Genomic DNA, 18,831 nt, shown 5'->3' with positions numbered 1-18,831 from the left:
AAAGAAAAAAGACACGCTCCTGGAAATCGTGTCTTTTGTTTAAGTTACTTTTCATTGATGTTTAATGTGCCTGAAGCCTTTTGTCTTGTGACATTTCCATAATCATCTCGCACAATTACTTCAATGACCGCACCTTTTGCTTTGGCGGTAGAAGTAGCTGTCCAGTAGCCTTCATATGTTCCGCTAGATACTTCGCGAAGCGGCAGCTCTGTTGTATTTTGAAGCTTTGATCTCGCGTTTGTCAGCGGCATGTGAATAACAAACGTTGCGTCTAGCTTTTCCCTGCTGTTAAATGAAATTTTAACAGACTCTCCTGATGATAGATGAACATTCTCTGCTGGAGTCAGCTTAGAAATCTCAGGTGCCTCGTATTGAACATCGATATTGATTTTTTTAGTCGTTTTGTTTCCTGCTGCATCTTTCGCTGTAACTTTGATCGTATTTTTCCCGTTCTCAAGCAGTATTCTTGCGGAATATGTTCCATCTTTTATGGTTGCCTTTTTTCCATTTACAGTGACTTGATCAAGATGATCATCTGTGACTTTTCCTTCTACAGCGAGCGATTCTTTATTGGACTTTTCCCCTTTTTTCGGTGTATCTATGGTGAGCGCTGGAGCTGTTTGATCAATGATCACCTTTACTGGTTTGGATCGTTGCGTTGCGCCTTTATCCGTAACAGTCGCAGCTGTGAATACATGCTCTCCACTTGAAACAGTGACCTTTTCTTTGAAAGCGCCTGACTGATCTGCTTTCACTTTCGCAATCTCTTCATCATTTTGATAGAGCGCTACATCAAGCCCAGGAGAGGATTTTCCTTTAATCTCCAATTCATCTTTGTTCGTAATGGTTCCTGCCTTTGGAGATGTAATCTCTGGCACATCTGCTTCATAGTCAACAAGCGCACGAATCATATAATTCCCCTCTTCTTTTGGAGAAGGAGAAAAAGCACCGCTTGTCAGCTGCCAGCTTCTTTCAGCATTTGGCCCATCTTCGTCTGTTGCAAGTCCTGGAGCTTCCGTATTCCTTTTCGTTTGAATATAGACAAGATAGAAATCTCCATCCACCGTAATGGCTTGATCTTCTAAATCTACTTTTGTCCATTCACCATTACGCAGCGCATTCGCTTTTAAAGGTCCTGCAATTTTCTCCCCTGGAGCTCCATTCTTCCCAGAAGCATCATACACTTCAACCGCAAATTCATTCCCGCCAGGAGCTGGCCACTCTGATGACCAGAAACGGAAAAGCCCCCCTGTGAGTTGCGCTTGCTTCTTCCCCTTTTCTAACGAAAACTTCACAGCCCAGCCATTGCCAGGATCATAGAAGGCGCGTGCATTTTCAGCTGTTCCGTCATCGTAGCCAATTTCACCAGCAAAACCAATGAATGGCTCCAGCTGAATGGCTTTTTCAACCGGCTTTTCTGTCACATCTGCTGTAAAAGAATATCCTTTAAACCCTTTCGCAAATACTTTGACGGTATAGACACCGCTCAATGCCTCTAGAGAAAATTCGCCGGATTCATCTGTTTTCACCGGCTTAATTTTCGCATCCTCTACAAGGTAAACCGTGGCATCCTTTACTTTTTCACCCGTTGTTTCGTTGACAATTGTGCCGGATATCGTTCGTTTCTTAAGTGGCTGTAAGGCGAAATTCGCCTCTTTCGTTTCATTTGAGGAAATATTGACTGTTTGTGTACGTGATTCAAACCCGTAAGCTTCCGCTTTCACTGTGAATTCTCCTGCACTGTGAGTAAGCTGATATCTCCCTGTCGCTTCATCTGTGTACGTTGATTTCCCGCTTTCAAGAACACTGATTTCCGCTTTCATAGGAAGAGCTTTGATAGACGGAGCATCAAGATTTTTTTCCTTTTCCAATTGCACATGTTTTTCTTTTGCTTTTGCAGGCTTCGCACTTTTCGAATCCATAGATTTCTTATGTGGATGTGCAGCCTTTTCTGTTTGAGGCAGGGCTTGATCTGTTATTTTCATATCATCTAAATTAACATCTTCGTTTGTCACCTGTCCTTCAATCGTGCCAATGCCATCTGTTAATGCTGTAATCGCCTCTTTTGCATCAACTAAACCTGCCCCATAGCCATTGTTAGGGGATTCCGGGAATTGCTGATCAGTCAACGGCTTCGCTGTATCAATCAGAATTTGTTCAATCTCTTCAACAGAAAGATCTGACTGTACTTGGCGAAGAAGAGCTACAACAGCTGAAACATGCGGACCAGCCATCGACGTCCCATTCCAGCCATCCTCATACCCTTTCCCTGGAATGGATGAACGAATGTTTACCCCTGGGGCCGCAATATCTGGTTTCATGACGCCATATGGAGACGGACCTTGCAGCGAGAAAGACGCCAATTTGTTATCTTGATCCGTTGCACCCGTTGCAAAGGCCTCCTGATAGTTCGCAGGATTTGCAATTGATCCCTCACCACCAGGGTTAAATAAATCGGTATTGCCAGCTGAAAACTCTGGAAAGATATCCGCCGCTCTCCAAGCATTGACCACATCTTTATACCAATCATCAAGACCAGGCCCACCGCCCCAAGAATTATTGACGACATCTGGTGCCTTTTCTGGATGAGGGTTTCCGTCCTCATCTTTTGGTGCTAAAATCCACTCACCTGCGTCAAGCAGATCAGCATCTGAACCACCATCTTCTGAGAAAGCTTTCACCGCAATCCATTTTGCGCCTGGTGCGACTCCGATTTGATTCTTTCCATCTGGTTCAGAGCCAACCATCGTTCCCGTCACATGTGTACCATGCTCTAAATCATCGTACGGCGCTTCAGATCCTGTCGTAGCATCGTACCAATTGAATTCATGAGATGGTTCATTCGGGTGTGCTGGATTAAATCCGCGGTATTGTTCCTTTAAAGCAGGATGATCCCATTCCACTCCTGTATCAATACTTGCCACAACTGTACCCGTACCATCATAGCCTAAAGCCCACGCTTCTGGAGCATGAACCTGAGAAATATTCCACTCGACTCCATCTACTGCTTTCATTTGTTTTTTCTGCTTAGACGTCTTCAAATCAACCGGCCGATGAATTTGACGGGTTTCATTTGGCAGCACTTGATCTACTTCTGGGAAGGAAGCCACCTTTTCCATGACTTCTTTCGTTCCCATCACCGCTAGACCATTCACAATATAGTACGAATGAATCTCCTTCACTTGCTTTTTCTTTTGTTCCTTTTGTAAATACGCAAGCAGCGCTTGCTGCGTCTCCTTAGACGTTGCTCTTAATTCGGATACGACAGCTGATCTTTTTGTGTACTGCGTTTTAGCCGCTGTTAATTTCTGTTTTTTGGCTCTGGACACAGCTTCCTTCGCCACTTTTTTCGTATTTGTTTGTTCCTTCATTTTGACTAAAAAGGTCACCTTGTCATCCTGTTGAAACTGTTTCATTAATCTAGATGAGATCTTAGCTTTTGTTGTCTTAGAGGAAACAGCTTCCTCCTGATATGAGGTAGAAGTCGATTTTGCTTGAACCATCCCAAAGCTTGTCATCGTTAAAGTACCAATCACCAAAAGACTCATCAAACGATAGCCGGCGGTTTTGCGAAACTTCAATTTCAATCAAATCCCTCCTCCTCAAATGGCCAAACAGAGTATATGTCTCACTCCTTTCCTTCTTTTGTTCATGACAAGATTCATGGTGTTCTATTTAATGTAGTCAAATAAAGTTCATCATTTTGTCGTTTTTTGCAAGAGGGGTTAAAAATGATTCTTTTTCCTTAAGCGCCATAAGTCAAAATACATATGAAAGATGAAGTAACTCTCACATGTTCATGACTTTTTGATTAGAAAAAGCGTGGGTCCCTTTATAAGTTGAGACATGAAAAAACCCCTTCCAATGGAAGGGGTTAAGCTATACTCGATTAGCGTTTATTGCGGTTGCGTAAGAACGTTGGAATGTCCAGCGTATCATCACTCGATTGTGTATTTTGTCTCGACTGAGATGATGGCTGTTGATGTTCCTCACGTTTTACTTCACGTTTTTGAGGAATGGATTGATTTTGCTTTAATCCTTGTCCTAATGGGTTTCTTTGTGGTTTTGTCACTTCTGGCTCTTGCTCAATAAATCCAGTTGCAATTACCGTCACCACAATTTCATCCTTCAAGTTATCATTGATGACAGACCCGAAAATCATGTTTACATCTTCGTCAGATGCAGAAGCCACAATATCCGCTGCTTCTTGCACTTCATAAAGACTTAAGTTCGTGCCACCCGTAATGTTCATGATGACGCCTTGAGCACCATCAATCGCTGTTTCTAGAAGTGGTGAAGAAATGGCTTTCTTCGCTGCTTCAGCAGCACGGTTTTCACCTGTTGCGACACCAATCCCCATAAGAGCCGAACCTTTATTGGACATGATTGTTTTTACGTCAGCAAAGTCAAGGTTAATCAGACCTGGTGTTGCAATTAAATCGGAAATCCCTTGAACACCTTGTCTAAGCACGTTATCTGCCGCGCGGAATGCTTCCAGCATTGGCGTGTTTTTATCAACAATTTCAAGCAAGCGATCGTTTGGAATCACGATTAATGTGTCAACTGCTTCTTTCATAGAAGCAATTCCTTCAACTGCTTGAAGCTGACGCTTTCTTCCTTCAAATGTGAAAGGACGAGTCACAACTCCAACTGTCAATGCACCAGAATCTTTTGCGATTTTTGCAATGACAGGTGCAGCACCCGTACCAGTTCCACCGCCCATACCAGCTGTAACGAAGACCATGTCTGCGCCTTTTAATACTTCTTCAATCTGCTCTTTGCTTTCCTCAGCAGCTTTTTTACCGACCTCAGGATTCGCACCTGCTCCAAGCCCTCTTGTCAGCTTAGCACCGATTTGCATTTTAGTTTCTGCTTTTGATAGATTTAACGCCTGTGCATCAGTATTGACTGCAATAAAATCGACACCTTGTACGTCATTTTCGATCATTCGGTTGACAGCGTTATTCCCGCCGCCACCTACTCCGATTACTTTAATTGATGCTAGGCCGTCTATATTTGTTTCAAACTCCAACATGCTGAATCCTCCTAATCCGTCGAAAATCTAATTCTATTCCCAGAACATATTAAATAGTTTTTTCATTTTGCCCGGTTTTTTATTTGTCTCTTGTTGTGCTTTTTGTTTTACTTTCGGTCTTGGCTGTGCTTCTTTCACTTGTGATGCAGAAGAAACCGGCTCCATGGATGCGCCTACTTCATGAAACGCCTCATCTGGCATTTGGAATCCAACCTGTCTGCCCTGAATCTTTGCATTGCGATAAGCAAAGTGGATCAGACCCACTCCTGTCATATATTGAGGCTCTCTCACCCCGATATAATTCGGACTTGCAATCCTGACATTGTTTTGCAAGACCGTTTGTGCAAGAGAAAGGATACCTGGTATGGCTGCCTGTCCACCTGTTAGAACGAATCCACCAGGCAAATCATGGACACCCATATTTCTTAATTCCTCTGCCACAAAGAGCAGGATTTCTTCCAGCCGTGCTTCAATAATGTTAGTCGCATCAATTTGTGTATACGTTTGTTTTTGATCGGTACCGATGACAGAAACTTCAAATGTCTCCTCGGTCGATGCTTCATCATAAAACGCATGCCCAAATTGTTTTTTGATTCGTTCAGCTTCTTCAGTGGAAGTTCTAAGTCCTATAGACAAATCTTTTGTAATGTTCTCTCCGCCCAAAGGGATACTGTGAGTAGAATAGAGATGCCCGTTTTCAAATACGGAAATCGTTGTAGATCCGCCGCCAATATCGACAAGAGCTACCCCGAGATTTTTTTCATCTTTCGATAATGCTGCTGAGCCCGATGCGAGTGGCTGCAAGCAAATATCCATAATTTCAATTCCAGCTCTTTCTACACATCGGAGCCAGTTATGTAGAATCGTTTTAGAACCTGTAATTAACGATCCTTCCACCTCTAGCCGAACACCAAGCATTTTTTTCGGATCTGTGATCTCATCTCTTCCGTCGACGATAAATTGTCTCGGAATCACGTCTACGACGAGATGTTCTTGAGGAATAGATACTACTTGTGCAGCATCTAAGACACGTCTCACATCTTCAGCATGTATTTCTTTGTTTTCACTAGATACTGCGACCACGCCGCTCGTATTCTGAATATGAATGTGGTTTCCGTTAATTCCAACAATCGCCTTTTGTAAAGGAAATCCTACCATTCTCTCAGCCTGTTCAAATGCTTGTCTAATAGAATGAACTGTCTCATCTATATCAACAATCGATCCTTTTTTTAACCCCTCTGAAGGGACATTTCCAACACCTATAATGTTAAGCGAATCATCCGCCATTTCTCCGACGATGACTTTTATATTGGATGTACCGATGTCAAGGCTGACGTAAATTTCATTGTTGTTCATTCTATGGCACCTCCTCACATATCAATACTTTCTATTCTATTATTTGCTGAACAACAATACAATGAATGTGTTTTTACAAGTGTGTAACAAAACTTAAAAAATCAACATTTTTTATTAGGATTACTGAAAATATTCGTTACATCATATGTATATCCTTTTTTATGACTCACTTTTTTTCTTTTTTTCTCTTGAAATTGTCCATTTTGTTAGTAGAATTCTTCGGATAACTGCTATATTTTGAAACAATCTAACGCCGAATGCAAACATTCCGACTAAGTATAAGTCTACACCAAGATGGACGCCCAGAAAAGCTAAACTTATTGCGAGTATAATATTAAAGAAGAAGCCTGATACAAACACTAGTTCATCGTATGCCCCTTGCAGATGTGCCCGGATTCCACCAATCAATGTATCAAGTGCAGCAAGTACAGCGAGGGAGAGATAATTAGAATATTCATTCGGTATCGTAAAATTTGTTAAGAAACCGATCGCAACTCCTATGATTAAGCCAAGTACAGGAAGCCACATTAAGATTTTCCCTCCTTAACACCGTCAAGAGGCTTCAATTCGTTTACTTGAATTGCACCGTCATATGCTTTTAAATGAATTTTTTTCTTCGGCTGGCTCATACTCAAGCTGAAGTTTTCCTGGGCAAACAAATCACCAATATCTGATATATTTAAACGGCTGTATAATTTGTCAGCCTGCTCACTAATCATTTTAATGGTGACTTCATCACTATCTAAGCTGTAGCCATCCATTTTTGTCGTACCATTAATATCTCGAATCACACTTGTATTAATGACACGGCGATCATTGATGGAAATATGTTTTGCCCCAAACATATTGGCTTCATTAATTAACTTTTTCAGAAGATCAGGTGGGATATTTTTCACTTCTTCCCCGGTAAGGTCCTCGGAAAAAAGCTGAGAAATTTCAATTTCAATCCCCTCCCCTTCCACTTCTGTAAAACCAGCCTTTTCTTTTAAATCTTTTAACGTTTTTGTTAATTGTGCTTCTTTTGATTGATCTCCTTGATGACCATATTTTTTTAGCATCTCGTCGTATTTATCAATTTCTTTCAGCAAATCCAATTCCTTACTTTTAGATGCGGATAAATCCTCTCTCAGTTCCCAAACATCACGAGTATCACGGACTTTGGGCTTTTGTAAAGAATTAAATTGGATGGAGACCATGATACCAAATATGATCATTAAAACTGTTAAACTAAGTAAAGGCTTCTTTTTCTTCAACACCACTCACCTTTTCACCTTTTAATCTTTGTTTCTTAAAAGAGGGTTCATACGAATATCCGTTTTCTCAATCGTCATTGAAATGTGATCACTTGTCAGCTGATCGACCACTCCCCCTGCAATATTTAAAGCAGGTATTAACACAGCCGGATCCCCAATAGCAGATATGACAAATGGTGCTGGATGCTGAACACCATCAACTGTGACCACTGGACCGTTACAATGTATGTATGATTGGTGTGTGATTCTTTGCCCATTAATAGATACAGCAGAAGCCCCTGATATAAATAGTTCGTTTATCACATGAAAAATATGGCTCTCATGGACAATGTAATTATTGACATTTTGTCCACTCGGGATATAAGATGCATCTTCAAGAGATACTTTTACCCCTTTTCCTTTTACACCTATCTCTCCTGTAAACATTCTGTATTTCTCAACATCTTCCAGTACATTAAAATACTGCTCTTTTTCATTTTTCAAATTGGACTCTGTCGCTTGAACCTTTGATTGAAGACTATATAATTCTTTTTCGAGTTTCTGGTTCGCCTTTTCTTGCTTTGTGAGCTGACTTTTCAGAGAGTATTCTTTTTTCCATTGCTCTGTTCGAATGACATCTGCCTGATGCTGCTTTGTATATTGGTATGAAAAAGAAATCAGAAAACCAAGAACAAGCATGACAATTGAGAATATAACTGTTTTGCCTCTCAACGCTCATCTTCCTTTTTCTTAGATTTAAACGCTTCAAAATACGTAGCGACTTCCATATGGATTGTGCCTTTTTCAGATGACGAAAGTTCTTTTACAATGGCTGGATAGGTTTTCATTTTATCACCGAATGTTTTAATTGATGCAATCACAGTGTTTCCATCATTCATATAAAATTTAACTAGCCACTGGTTTGAATTTGTCGGCACATAATATACTTCTGAGATGAGTTCCTGAATAGAGGCTGGCAGCTGATTTAAAGATCTAACGGTTTGCTTCAGCTTCTCCTTATTATCCCAATCGACAAAAATAGGTCCTGCATGACTCGGTGTAACTTCTTCTGGTAAAGCGGTCCCATTTTCAAGAAGCTCATAATATAGATTTCCCTTTTGAAGATACGCAATATTTGCATATTCTTTGACAGCAATACTCACCTTATTTGGGAAATGCTTTTTGATATTAACGCTTTTAATTAGTTTATTTTGTTTAATATGGTCTGCTGTTATATCTTTATTTAAATTCCAAAACTCTGTTTCGCCTTCTTTAATTTGCGAAAGTTTCACAAGCTGTTTTGTAGAGACATGCTCGTTACCTGTGATAGTTAAAGAAGAAATTTTGCTGATTGGTGTCTGCAAATAAATAATAATTAAAACCATGATAAAAAACAGTAGTATAAAAGAGATCAGTCTCCGATTCGCTTTTTGCTTCCTTTGTTCTTTAATTTTAGGAATTCGCTCTTCTATATTGACGATCTTTTCATTTTCATGATCAGGCCGCATATATACTCTTCACCTCATTCAAAGCTGCTTGTCCACACCTTTGGGTCATCATTTTGATGAGAAAACAAACGGCATTCTTTCATGCCGTTTGTTTTCCTGTGATGCCATCATTCATAAAAACTAGCTGTTAATTTTCTTCACCGATAATTTCTACTTCTGTATGCATATCTACGTTGTAGTCTTCTTTAATTTTCTTTTGGATGTACTGAATTAAGTCCAGCACGTCTTGAGCAGTAGCTCCACCAGCGTTGACAATAAAGTTGCCATGCATATCAGAAATTCTAGCCCCGCCGATTTGGTATCCTTTTAAATTCGCTTTTTCTACAAGCTGTCCTGCATATTCAGGCAGCGGATTTCGAAAAATACTGCCAGCACATGGCCTGTTATAAGGCTGGGTTTCTTTACGATAGTCTTTATTTTGCTGCATTTTCTTTGTGATTTTTTCGCGATCATCCTGTTTGAGCTTAAACACAGCTTCCAGAACAATGCCAGGTCGTTCCTTTTGAAGGATTGACGTTCGATAGCTAAAATTCATCTGTTCGTTTGTGAGCCACTCGATGCTTCCATCTTCAAATAAGATTCTAGCTTTCACAAGAATCTTACTGATATCAGATCCATGTGCACCTGCGTTCATATAAACAGCGCCGCCAATAGATCCTGGAATACCAGCTGCGAATTCCAATCCTGAAAGACCCTGCTTACTAAGAGATGTCGCGAGCCTTACGACAGAATAGCCGCCGCCGACTGTAATTTCTTCATCATTTACAATTAGGTGATCCAGTCCAGCGCCTAGCTTTAGGACAACTCCACGAATTCCTTTATCAAGTACAAGTAAATTCGATCCTCTTCCAATGACCGTCCAATTCGTATGGTGTTTTTTCACCTGATCCATGATCGTTTTAACTGCATCGATATCTTTTGGGATGATTAAAAGATCTGCTGGTCCGCCTATTTTCATTGTTGTATGATTAGCAAGCGGCTCATTTTCAAGTACTTTACCAACTTGCGCTTCTAATAATTCATTCTTCAAGTTCTCCATATTACCCTCCGCCTTACCTAATATCATTCCATCATGTAGTCGTAATTTCTTTTAACACATTATATAAACGTGCAGCCGCATCTGGTACTCCGAGTTCTTTCGTTAGACGGCTCATTTGGTTGAGTTTTTCTTCATTACCAGCAATTTCATCAATGGCATGCAGCAGACGATCTCCTGAAAGCTCTGATTCTCTTAAAACAATCGCAGCATCATGTTTTTCAAGTGATCTTGCATTGATTTCCTGATGATTTGCCGTCACGTATGGGCTCGGAATAAAAATGGTTGGGATTCCAAGAGCCGTTACTTCAGCAATTGTTGTAGCTCCCGCTCTTGCAACAATCACATCGATCGATTTCAGGTACTCCGGCATTTGATGCAAGAAAGGTTTTGTGATCATATTAGGTGCTGCACCTTTTTCCTTTAGCTCATTCAACACTTTTTCATAATGAACCTCACCTGTGATATATAAAAGCTGGTAGTTTTTAGCCTTTAAATCATCTTGCATTTCGATCACTGCTTTATTGATAGGAGCAGCACCTCGGCTCCCGCCGAAAATAAGAACCGTTTTTTTCTGTTCATCTAGCCCAAATTCTTTAAGAGATTTACCCTCTTTTATAGAGACGACTTCAGAGGCTCTAGGGTTTCCCGTAAATACAACCTTTTCAGAAGGAAAATGTGCCTTTGCCTCGTCAAAGCAGATGGCTACCTTATGAACATATCTCGCTAGGAACTTATTTGTAATACCAGGCAGGCTGTTTTGTTCGTGTATAATAGTCGGGATCTTCAGCTTAGAAGCCGCATAAACCACAGGTCCACATACATAACCGCCTGTTCCAATGACCGCATCAGGCTTGAATTCTTTTAAGTAAGATTTGCTTTTTTGAACGCCTTTCAAAAATCTCATCACCGTTTTGACGTTATCAAAGGAAAGCTTTCGTTTAAAACCTGAAATTTCTATCGCCTTAAAAGGAATATTTTCTCTTTCTACAATTTTCTTTTCAAGTCCATTTTCAGTACCGATATATAAAAATTCCACATCAGGATGCAGTCTTTTCACTTCTTTAATAAAGGCTAAGGCCGGATAAATATGTCCGCCTGTTCCGCCTCCACTGATTACTATACGCATTATACCATTTCCCCTCGATTTTTTTCTGCTCTGAACAAAGTATAAACCCTGTTTTAAACAACAGGGCTCCGTTAAAACCTGTAAAGAAGAGTCAAAAAACTCATTTCCGAAACAAAAACTGTCACTTTCACTCTTCAAATCATTTTTTTGTACTTTTGCAAAATAATCGTCAACATGGTTTCATGAGCTTCAGCACGCTAATATCTTGCATACCTGCTTACATTCAAAAGTACGCCAATCGCCATCAGCATTAATGTCAATGATGAGCCGCCATAACTAAGGAATGGGAGCGTGATACCTGTCACAGGAATAAGTCCAGTGACAACTGCGATGTTAATCATTACTTGAATGGCAACCATTGAAATAATACCAACTGCCAGGAAACTTCCATATAAATCTGGGGCTCCAAGTGCTATTCGTATGCCTCTCCATAATAGAACACTAAAGAGGAGTAAAATGAGTGATCCCCCTATAAAACCAAGCTCTTCAGACAATATCGCAAAGATGAAGTCCGTTTGAGGCTCAGGTAAATAGAAGAATTTTTGTCTACTTTGACCAAGACCCATTCCGAACAGACCACCTGGACCAACAGCGTATAAGGATTGAATAATTTGAAACCCACTGCCTAACGGATCTTCCCAAGGATTTAAGTACGATGTAATTCGCTTTATTCGGTAGGGTGCTGATAAAACAAGTGCAGCAAACCCGCTGAGTCCTATAAGACCGAGAAATATAAAGTGAGCAATTCTCGCACCTGAAACAAATATCATAATAATACAGGTTCCCACCATCACCGTTCCTGTTCCCAGATCCGGCTGAAGCATAATGATGGCAAATGCAGAAAATACAATGCCTAAAGCTGGGGCAAAACCTTTGCGAAAGGATGTGATATTTTTTTGTTTTTCAGATAAGAATTTTGCAAGAAACGCAATCATCGCAAGCTTCATAAATTCAGAGGGCTGAATACTAAACGCACCGACACCGATCCAGCTTCTTGATCCATTTCTCTCCATACCGATACCAGGAATGAGTACAAGCAGCAAAAGGAGAAAACAAACAGCAATCAATATCTTTGACCAAGTCCGCCACGTCCAATAATCGACTCGCATAATGAAAAACATTGCGATAACTCCGATTCCGGCAAACAAAAGCTGTCTTTTTGCAAAATAAAACGAATCATCAAATTTATACGATGCCCACACAGCACTAGCGCTGTACACCATAATTAACCCAATCGTCAATAAAAGTAACGTAATGACAACAAGCAAAAAATCCGGAGAAGTTTTCTTATTCGTCAAGAGACCGACACCCCAAGCATAATTTCATTTGGGCTGTCAGTCATATGAGAGACAAGCCCTTATTTAAGCATATGCACGGCGTTTACAAACATGTCTCCACGTTCTTCAAATGTTTTATGTTGATCCCAGCTTGCACAGGCCGGAGATAATAAAATCACGTCTTCTTCTTCAGATATGTTAAACGCCGCAGGTACTGCTTGTTCAACATTATCGACATGTTTTACGTGATGTATTCCAAGCTCTTCACCAAGCTTCAAAAACTTAGGTGCAGTCTCACCAAAGGTGATAATTCCTTTTACATGTTTCATAAAAGGTTTCAACTCATCAAATTCATTGCCGCGATCAAGTCCACCTGCTAATAAAATGGTCGGTTGTTCGAAGGCTGACAATGCTTTACTTGTTGCCAAAATATTGGTTGCTTTACTATCGTTATAAAATTTCCGACTCTGAATTGTATCTACAAATTGCAGACGATGCTTCACTCCACTAAATGTCGTGAGAACGTGAACGATTGCTTCATTTGAGCAGCCTGCATTTTTCACAACACAAATAGCTGCCAAAATGTTTTCTTGGTTATGCTCACCAGGAAGGACAACATCCTTTACATCAATGATATGTTCATTCATGTAGTAAATTGCACCATGTTGAATAAACGCACCATGTTCTACTGGCTCTTTCACTGAGAAAAACACTTTTTTTGCTTTTGACCCTTCTGCCAGTTTTACGACCGATGGATCGTCTAGGTTAATTACTGCGATGTCATCTTCATGTTGATGTGCGAATACTTTCTGCTTTGCTTTTTCATATTCATCACGAGTGTGGTGATAGTCTAAATGTGCATCAAAAATATTTAATATTAAGCTGATTTTAGGTCTGAATTCAACTGTTCCCATTAACTGAAAAGAAGAGAGTTCCGTTACAATCCACTCATCGCCAGCTGCATTTGCAGCGACTTCACTGGCAACTGTTCCAATATTACCCGCCACTAATGTTTTTTGGCTGTCTTTTTTCAGCATTTCATAAATCAATGTCGTGGTAGTGGTTTTTCCATTCGATCCAGTAATCCCGATAAAAGGAGATGAGGTTAAATGATACGCTAATTCTATTTCCGTCCAAACTGGAATTTGGCGGCGAAGCGCTTCTTGAACCATCACATTTTCATATGGAATTCCTGGATTTTTAATTAAAATCGTAATGTCTTTATCTTCGAATATACGAAGAGGATGACTGCCACAAACAACATCAATCCCCTTTTCAGAAAGTAGCTGAGCGGGTTCATTTTCTTCAAATGGTTTTTGATCATTTACCGTCACATTTACTCCGTGTTCATGAAGAATTGAAGCTGCCGCATATCCGCTTTTTGCAAGACCTAATACTAGTACATGTTCGTTTTTTAACATTTGCATCTTATTCAATTATAACCACACCTCGATGTAAATTCCTAAAACAGCAAGTAATAAACCAGCTGTCCAGAAGGTGACAACTACTCTCCACTCTGACCAGCCAACTAACTCATAGTGGTGGTGAAGCGGACTCATCTTAAAGATTCTTTTGCCGGTTGTTTTAAAGGAGATCACTTGAAGAATAACGGATAGCGTCTCAACTACAAATACTCCACCAATAATGACAAGTAAAATTTCAAGCTTCGTTAAAATCGCAATTGCTACAATGGCTCCGCCTAATGCTAGAGAACCTGTATCACCCATAAATACTTTTGCAGGGTGTGCGTTAAATACAAGGAAGCCAAGGACGGCTCCTGCAACAGCTACTGAAAAGATCGCTACATCATACTGGGATTGATTCCAAGCCAGTATGGCAAAAGCTCCGAAAGCAATAGCAGCGGTTCCAGATAAGAGACCATCCAGTCCATCCGTTAAGTTCACGGCATTAGAACCTCCGACAAGCATGAAAACGACAAGGATAAAGTAAGCCCATCCTAAATCAAAGCTGACGTCTGTTCCTGGAATGCGAATCGTCGTTGCAAACTGATAATAATGGAAAACTGCATAAAAAATCACTGCGATCACAATTTGACCGATTAATTTCTGTTTCGATGTTAATCCAAGATTTCGTTTCATCGCTACTTTAATATAATCATCTAAAAATCCTAATAGGCCGTAACCAAGTGTGACAAATAACAGTAAAAACATTTCTGGACTAATCTCAGAGAATTTGTTGATCATCACAATCGTTGTAATCGTGATAGAAAAGATAATCATAATTCCGCCCATTGTCGGAGTCCCAGATTTCTTTTGGTGAGACTGCGGGCCTTCTTCTCTAATACTTTGACCAAATTTAAGTCTTCTTAAAAACGGTATAAAAATCGGGGATAAAAGAACACTGATTAAAAATCCCATTATGATTGTAAACAATATCACCTGTTCAAGCATCGTTCTTTACTCCTTCCGAATTTCCAAAGCCGTTTTCCATCAGAAAATTGCATTCATTATTATGGTATTCATTTGTGTTCTTCGTATGTTGTTTTTGTACAAAATGCTTCATTTCATTACACTCTTTTCATCATTTTAAGATTTGTTTAGATCTAAAATAGCGTCAATAGCAACCTTTGCATCATCAAAGTCATAGACTTGATCGCCAATGATTTGATATGTCTCATGGCCTTTACCCGCTATTAAGACTGTATCGCCTTTTTTCGCATTGGCAATGGCAAAGAAGATGGCTTGTTTCCGATTCACAAAGCTATGATAATATGCGTCTGGCACCCCATTTTCCATATCTTTTAAAATGGCTGAAGGATCTTCGCTTCTTGGGTTGTCTGATGTAAATACAGGTTCATCTGCATATTTCACAGCGATTTGAGCCATTTGAGGACGCTTTGTTTTATCACGGTCGCCACCGCAGCCAATCACACAGAAAATTTTGCCCTCTGTTAATTCTCTACACGTTGTGAGGACATTTTCTAAACTGTCTGGTGTATGCGCGTAATCGACGATGACAGGGAAATCTTGATCGCAGTTTACAAGTTCAAATCTGCCTTTGACTCCTTCCAGCTCTTCAATCGCACTAACGATCGTCTCAAATGTTAAGCCAGATACGATCCCAACTGATACAGCTGCCAGAATATTATATACATTGAACTTTCCGACGAGGGCAACCGTCACTTTCTTGGTGCCGATTGGAGTGACCAAATCAAATTGAGTTCCCTTCGGCATGATTTGAATATTTTTTGCCATGACATCTGCTTTTTGCTCTAAGGCATACGTCATGACTTCAGCAGCTGTGACTTTTTCAAAATAACTCGAAGCCTCATCATCTGCATTTAAAATCGCATGCTTGGGTTTATTGTGATGAAAGGCGCTTCCGAGCTGAGAAAACAGCAAGCTTTTCGCATGTTTATATTCTTCCATTGTGTTGTGGTAGTCAAGATGGTCCTGCGTAAGGTTTGTGAAAACAGCAATATCATAATCACATCCATGCACCCTGCCAAGATGGAGCGCATGTGATGATACTTCCATGATGGCTGTGTCTACATTTTGATCAAGCATCTGTTTAAACGTTTTCTGAAGTGTGACACTTTCAGGTGTGGTGTTTTTCACGTCGAGAATGTCATCATTCACCTTCATATACATCGTACCGATTAAGCCAGTTTTCTTCTCGGCTTTTCTCATCATTTGTTCGATCATGTGTGTTGTTGAAGTTTTTCCGTTTGTGCCTGTGATCCCGATGAGATTCAGCTTATGAGTGGGCTGTTTGTAAAACGCATCAGCTATTCTTGCAAGTGCTCTTTGAGAGTGTTTCACAATAATGACTGGTACATCTGTTAGTTTAAGAGGGTGTTCTGCGACAATTGCTGCAGCCCCGCTTTTCACCGCTTTTTCAGCATAATCGTGTCCATCTACTGTATAGCCTTTTATACAGACAAAAAGGCTTCCCTTTTTCACCTCTCTTGAATCCATTTCAATGGAAGTGATATCAGGATTTTCGTTTATCAATTCGTTGTTTTCACTTTTAAAGTATGTAAGCAGTTCTTGTAATTTCATTTTCATATCAAACCTCTCAAATTCGTTCACGTGCATGTCTCGTGAAAAAAACACACAGTCTATATTTTATCGTAAAAAAAAGGATACATCCAGCGTATTCCTTAAGTTTCTGTTGGAAAAAACACACTTTAGACTCTTTTTTTCAAACTGTCCTTCTCTTTCAACAAAAAGAGGCAGCCGAATGAGTGCGGCTACCCTCTGTTCATTCTTTATTATTCATCGTTTAAGTATAATCTGATCGTGGAGCCTTCTTTGACCTTTGTCCCAGCAGCAGGTGATTGCTTCACTACTTTACTGCCAGTTCCTGAGGCATCGATCTTTAGGTTGATCAAGAGGGATTCAAGATCTGAAACAGATCCTCCTACAAGATTCGGTACTTCAATGGTTTTTGTGTCCAGCCACTGGTACTTCTTTTCAATTTGGCCTTTTCTTTTTTTCACACCCATCTCAGGCAGGCTGTCCCGCATAATATGTCCAACAATTGGTGCGGCAACGGTACCACCAAATTGAATGGTGCCTTTTGGGTTATCCACAGCCACATAGACTACAATACTCGGGTCATCTGCAGGCGCAAATCCGATAAACGACACAATGTGGTTATTCTCCATATACTTGCCGTCCTTTACCTTCTGTGCTGTTCCTGTTTTTCCGCCGACCCGATACCCTTCAACAAATGCATTTCGGCCAGTTCCTTGGGCGACTACACTTTCAAGTGCATACCTGATTTCTTTAGATGTCTCTGCTGAAATCACTTTCTTTTTGGCAATCGGTGATTGCTTTTTCACGACCTCTTTTGTGATTGGATCTATCCATTCTTTTGCAATATAAGGCGTGTAAAGTGTCCCGCCATTTACCGCAGCTGCTACTGCAGCTACTTGCTGAATTGGCGTAACAGATACACCTTGACCAAAGGCCGTTGTTGCCTGTTCTACAGGACCTACACGATCAAGCGGGAACAATATTCCTCGCCCTTCCCCTTGAAGGTCGATTCCTGTTTTTTGGCCAAATCCGAAATTTTTAATATAGGAAAATAATTTATCTTTTCCAAGACGGTCCCCTAGCTCTACAAAGCCGGGGTTACAGGAATTTTGAACCACTTCCAAGAATGACTGTGACCCGTGCCCGCCTTTTTTCCAGCACCTGAGTCTTGCACCATCAACTGTCACAGATCCGCTGTCAAAAAATGAATCGCGTTTTAAATTCACTTTCTTCTCTTCTAATGCTGCTGCAAGTGTAATAATTTTAAACGTCGAACCCGGCTCATATGTGCTCCACACCGGTAGATTTCGGTTGAACACTTTTGGGTCAACTGATTGATAGTCAGCTGGATCAAAATCTGGTCTGCTTGACATCCCCAGCACTTCACCATTTTTCGGATTCATCGCAATCGCAATCATACCATCTGGATTATACTTTGCCTGTGCGTTGTCTAATTCCCGCTCTATGATGGTTTGTACTTTTGAATCGACTGTTAATTTCATATCAAGACCATCCTTAGGCGGTGTATAATCATCTGCTTCATCTGGCATTTTCTGCCCTTTTGCATCGGAATAAAATTTCACAGAGCCTTTTTCGCCTTTTAGGTCATCGTCATAGTAGGCTTCTAGTCCAAGTAAACCTTGATTATCGATTCCAGCAAATCCCAGTACATGTGAAAGAAAGCTGCCAAATGGATAATGTCTGATGCTGTCTTCTGCTACATACACGCCTTCTAAATCAAGCTCCCTTACTTCTTTTGCTTTTTCATGAGATACCTTTCTGCCCTCAGGAGAAATTCGTTCAATTGATGTTTTCTTCGTGACGTGCTTGTACGCTTTCTCTTCAGACATATTCAGCACTGCTGCCAGTTTCTTGCTTGTTTCTGCGGGATTTTTAATTTGCCGAGGGACGACCAAAATAGATGGAGCACTTTTGTTCGTCGCAAGCTCTACCCCATTCCGGTCCAAAATATCTCCCCGTTCCGGTTCGAATGGAAGGTTTCGACTCCATGAATCTTTTGCTAAGCTTGTCAGCTTCTCGCCCATTATAAACTGTACATATCCTAATCTAGTATCTATGATGAAAAAAATGATCACCCCAAACAGCAGCACGAAAAGCAATCGTTTTCTCACTGTTACACTTGACACTCGCACGCCCGGTTCACTCCTTACATATGGCTTGTTTTCATCATATGCAGGCCCGTCCTTTTGTAGAACGCTACGTGATATTCCGCTGGAGCAAAAGAAAAAACCTAGCA

Annotated in this window: 14 protein-coding genes; all 14 read right to left on the bottom strand. The window is 40.5% G+C overall.

Annotation, left to right across the window (positions count from 1 at the left end):
- Nucleotides 1-44 precede the first annotated feature (44 nt).
- Nucleotides 45-3,587, bottom strand: a complete 3,543-nt coding sequence (locus tag C6W21_RS02925) for a S8 family peptidase (protein ID WP_106049251.1) — start codon at nt 3,585-3,587, stop codon at nt 45-47.
- A gap of 302 nt (nt 3,588-3,889) precedes the next feature.
- Nucleotides 3,890-5,035: a cell division protein FtsZ gene (gene ftsZ, locus C6W21_RS02920; protein ID WP_106049250.1), complete on the bottom strand. Its 1,146-nt coding sequence runs from the start codon at nt 5,033-5,035 to the stop codon at nt 3,890-3,892.
- Between the two features lie 33 nt (nt 5,036-5,068).
- The gene (gene ftsA / locus C6W21_RS02915) at nt 5,069-6,391 is read right to left on the bottom strand and encodes a cell division protein FtsA (RefSeq protein ID WP_106049249.1); all 1,323 of its coding nucleotides are present in this window, start codon (nt 6,389-6,391) and stop codon (nt 5,069-5,071) included.
- 159 nt (nt 6,392-6,550) lie between these two features.
- Nucleotides 6,551-6,919 (bottom strand): small basic family protein, encoded by a 369-nt coding sequence (locus tag C6W21_RS02910; protein WP_003210988.1) that lies wholly within the window; start codon nt 6,917-6,919, stop codon nt 6,551-6,553.
- A complete protein-coding gene (locus C6W21_RS02905; protein WP_106050194.1) occupies nt 6,919-7,644 on the bottom strand; it encodes a DUF881 domain-containing protein in 726 nt (241 codons plus the stop codon). Before C6W21_RS02905 ends, C6W21_RS02910 begins: the two co-directional genes overlap by 1 nt.
- A 21-nt stretch (nt 7,645-7,665) precedes the next feature.
- A complete protein-coding gene (locus tag C6W21_RS02900; protein WP_106049248.1) occupies nt 7,666-8,355 on the bottom strand; it encodes a DUF881 domain-containing protein in 690 nt (229 codons plus the stop codon).
- Nucleotides 8,352-9,131, bottom strand: coding sequence for a cell division protein FtsQ/DivIB (locus C6W21_RS02895; RefSeq protein WP_106049247.1), 780 nt, complete (start codon nt 9,129-9,131; stop codon nt 8,352-8,354). Before C6W21_RS02895 ends, C6W21_RS02900 begins: the two co-directional genes overlap by 4 nt.
- A gap of 127 nt (nt 9,132-9,258) precedes the next feature.
- Nucleotides 9,259-10,170, bottom strand: a complete 912-nt coding sequence (gene murB / locus C6W21_RS02890; RefSeq protein WP_106049246.1) for a UDP-N-acetylmuramate dehydrogenase — start codon at nt 10,168-10,170, stop codon at nt 9,259-9,261.
- Nucleotides 10,171-10,201: 31 nt separating this feature from the next.
- Nucleotides 10,202-11,296 (bottom strand): undecaprenyldiphospho-muramoylpentapeptide beta-N-acetylglucosaminyltransferase, encoded by a 1,095-nt coding sequence (murG, locus tag C6W21_RS02885; protein ID WP_106049245.1) that lies wholly within the window; start codon nt 11,294-11,296, stop codon nt 10,202-10,204.
- A 197-nt stretch (nt 11,297-11,493) separates the two neighbouring features.
- The gene (gene spoVE / locus C6W21_RS02880; RefSeq protein WP_003212197.1) at nt 11,494-12,594 is read right to left on the bottom strand and encodes a stage V sporulation protein E; all 1,101 of its coding nucleotides are present in this window, start codon (nt 12,592-12,594) and stop codon (nt 11,494-11,496) included.
- A gap of 59 nt (nt 12,595-12,653) precedes the next feature.
- Complete coding sequence (murD, locus tag C6W21_RS02875; RefSeq protein ID WP_411266022.1) at nt 12,654-14,000, bottom strand: UDP-N-acetylmuramoyl-L-alanine--D-glutamate ligase; 1,347 nt, start codon at nt 13,998-14,000, stop codon at nt 12,654-12,656.
- Between the two features lie 9 nt (nt 14,001-14,009).
- Complete coding sequence (gene mraY / locus C6W21_RS02870) at nt 14,010-14,984, bottom strand: phospho-N-acetylmuramoyl-pentapeptide-transferase (protein ID WP_003211854.1); 975 nt, start codon at nt 14,982-14,984, stop codon at nt 14,010-14,012.
- A gap of 135 nt (nt 14,985-15,119) precedes the next feature.
- On the bottom strand, nt 15,120-16,595 hold the full coding sequence (locus C6W21_RS02865) for a UDP-N-acetylmuramoyl-L-alanyl-D-glutamate--2,6-diaminopimelate ligase (RefSeq protein ID WP_106050193.1): 1,476 nt from the start codon (nt 16,593-16,595) through the stop codon (nt 15,120-15,122).
- A gap of 212 nt (nt 16,596-16,807) precedes the next feature.
- A complete protein-coding gene (locus C6W21_RS02860) occupies nt 16,808-18,727 on the bottom strand; it encodes a stage V sporulation protein D (RefSeq protein ID WP_106055900.1) in 1,920 nt (639 codons plus the stop codon).
- Nucleotides 18,728-18,831: the final 104 nt, after the last annotated feature.

The sequence above is a fragment of the Bacillus sp. NMCN1 genome, from assembly GCF_002998085.1.
GTDB lineage: Bacteria > Bacillota > Bacilli > Bacillales > Bacillaceae > Bacillus.
Note: the sequence above shows the minus strand (reverse complement) of the source record. Positions and strands in the feature narration are given on the sequence as shown.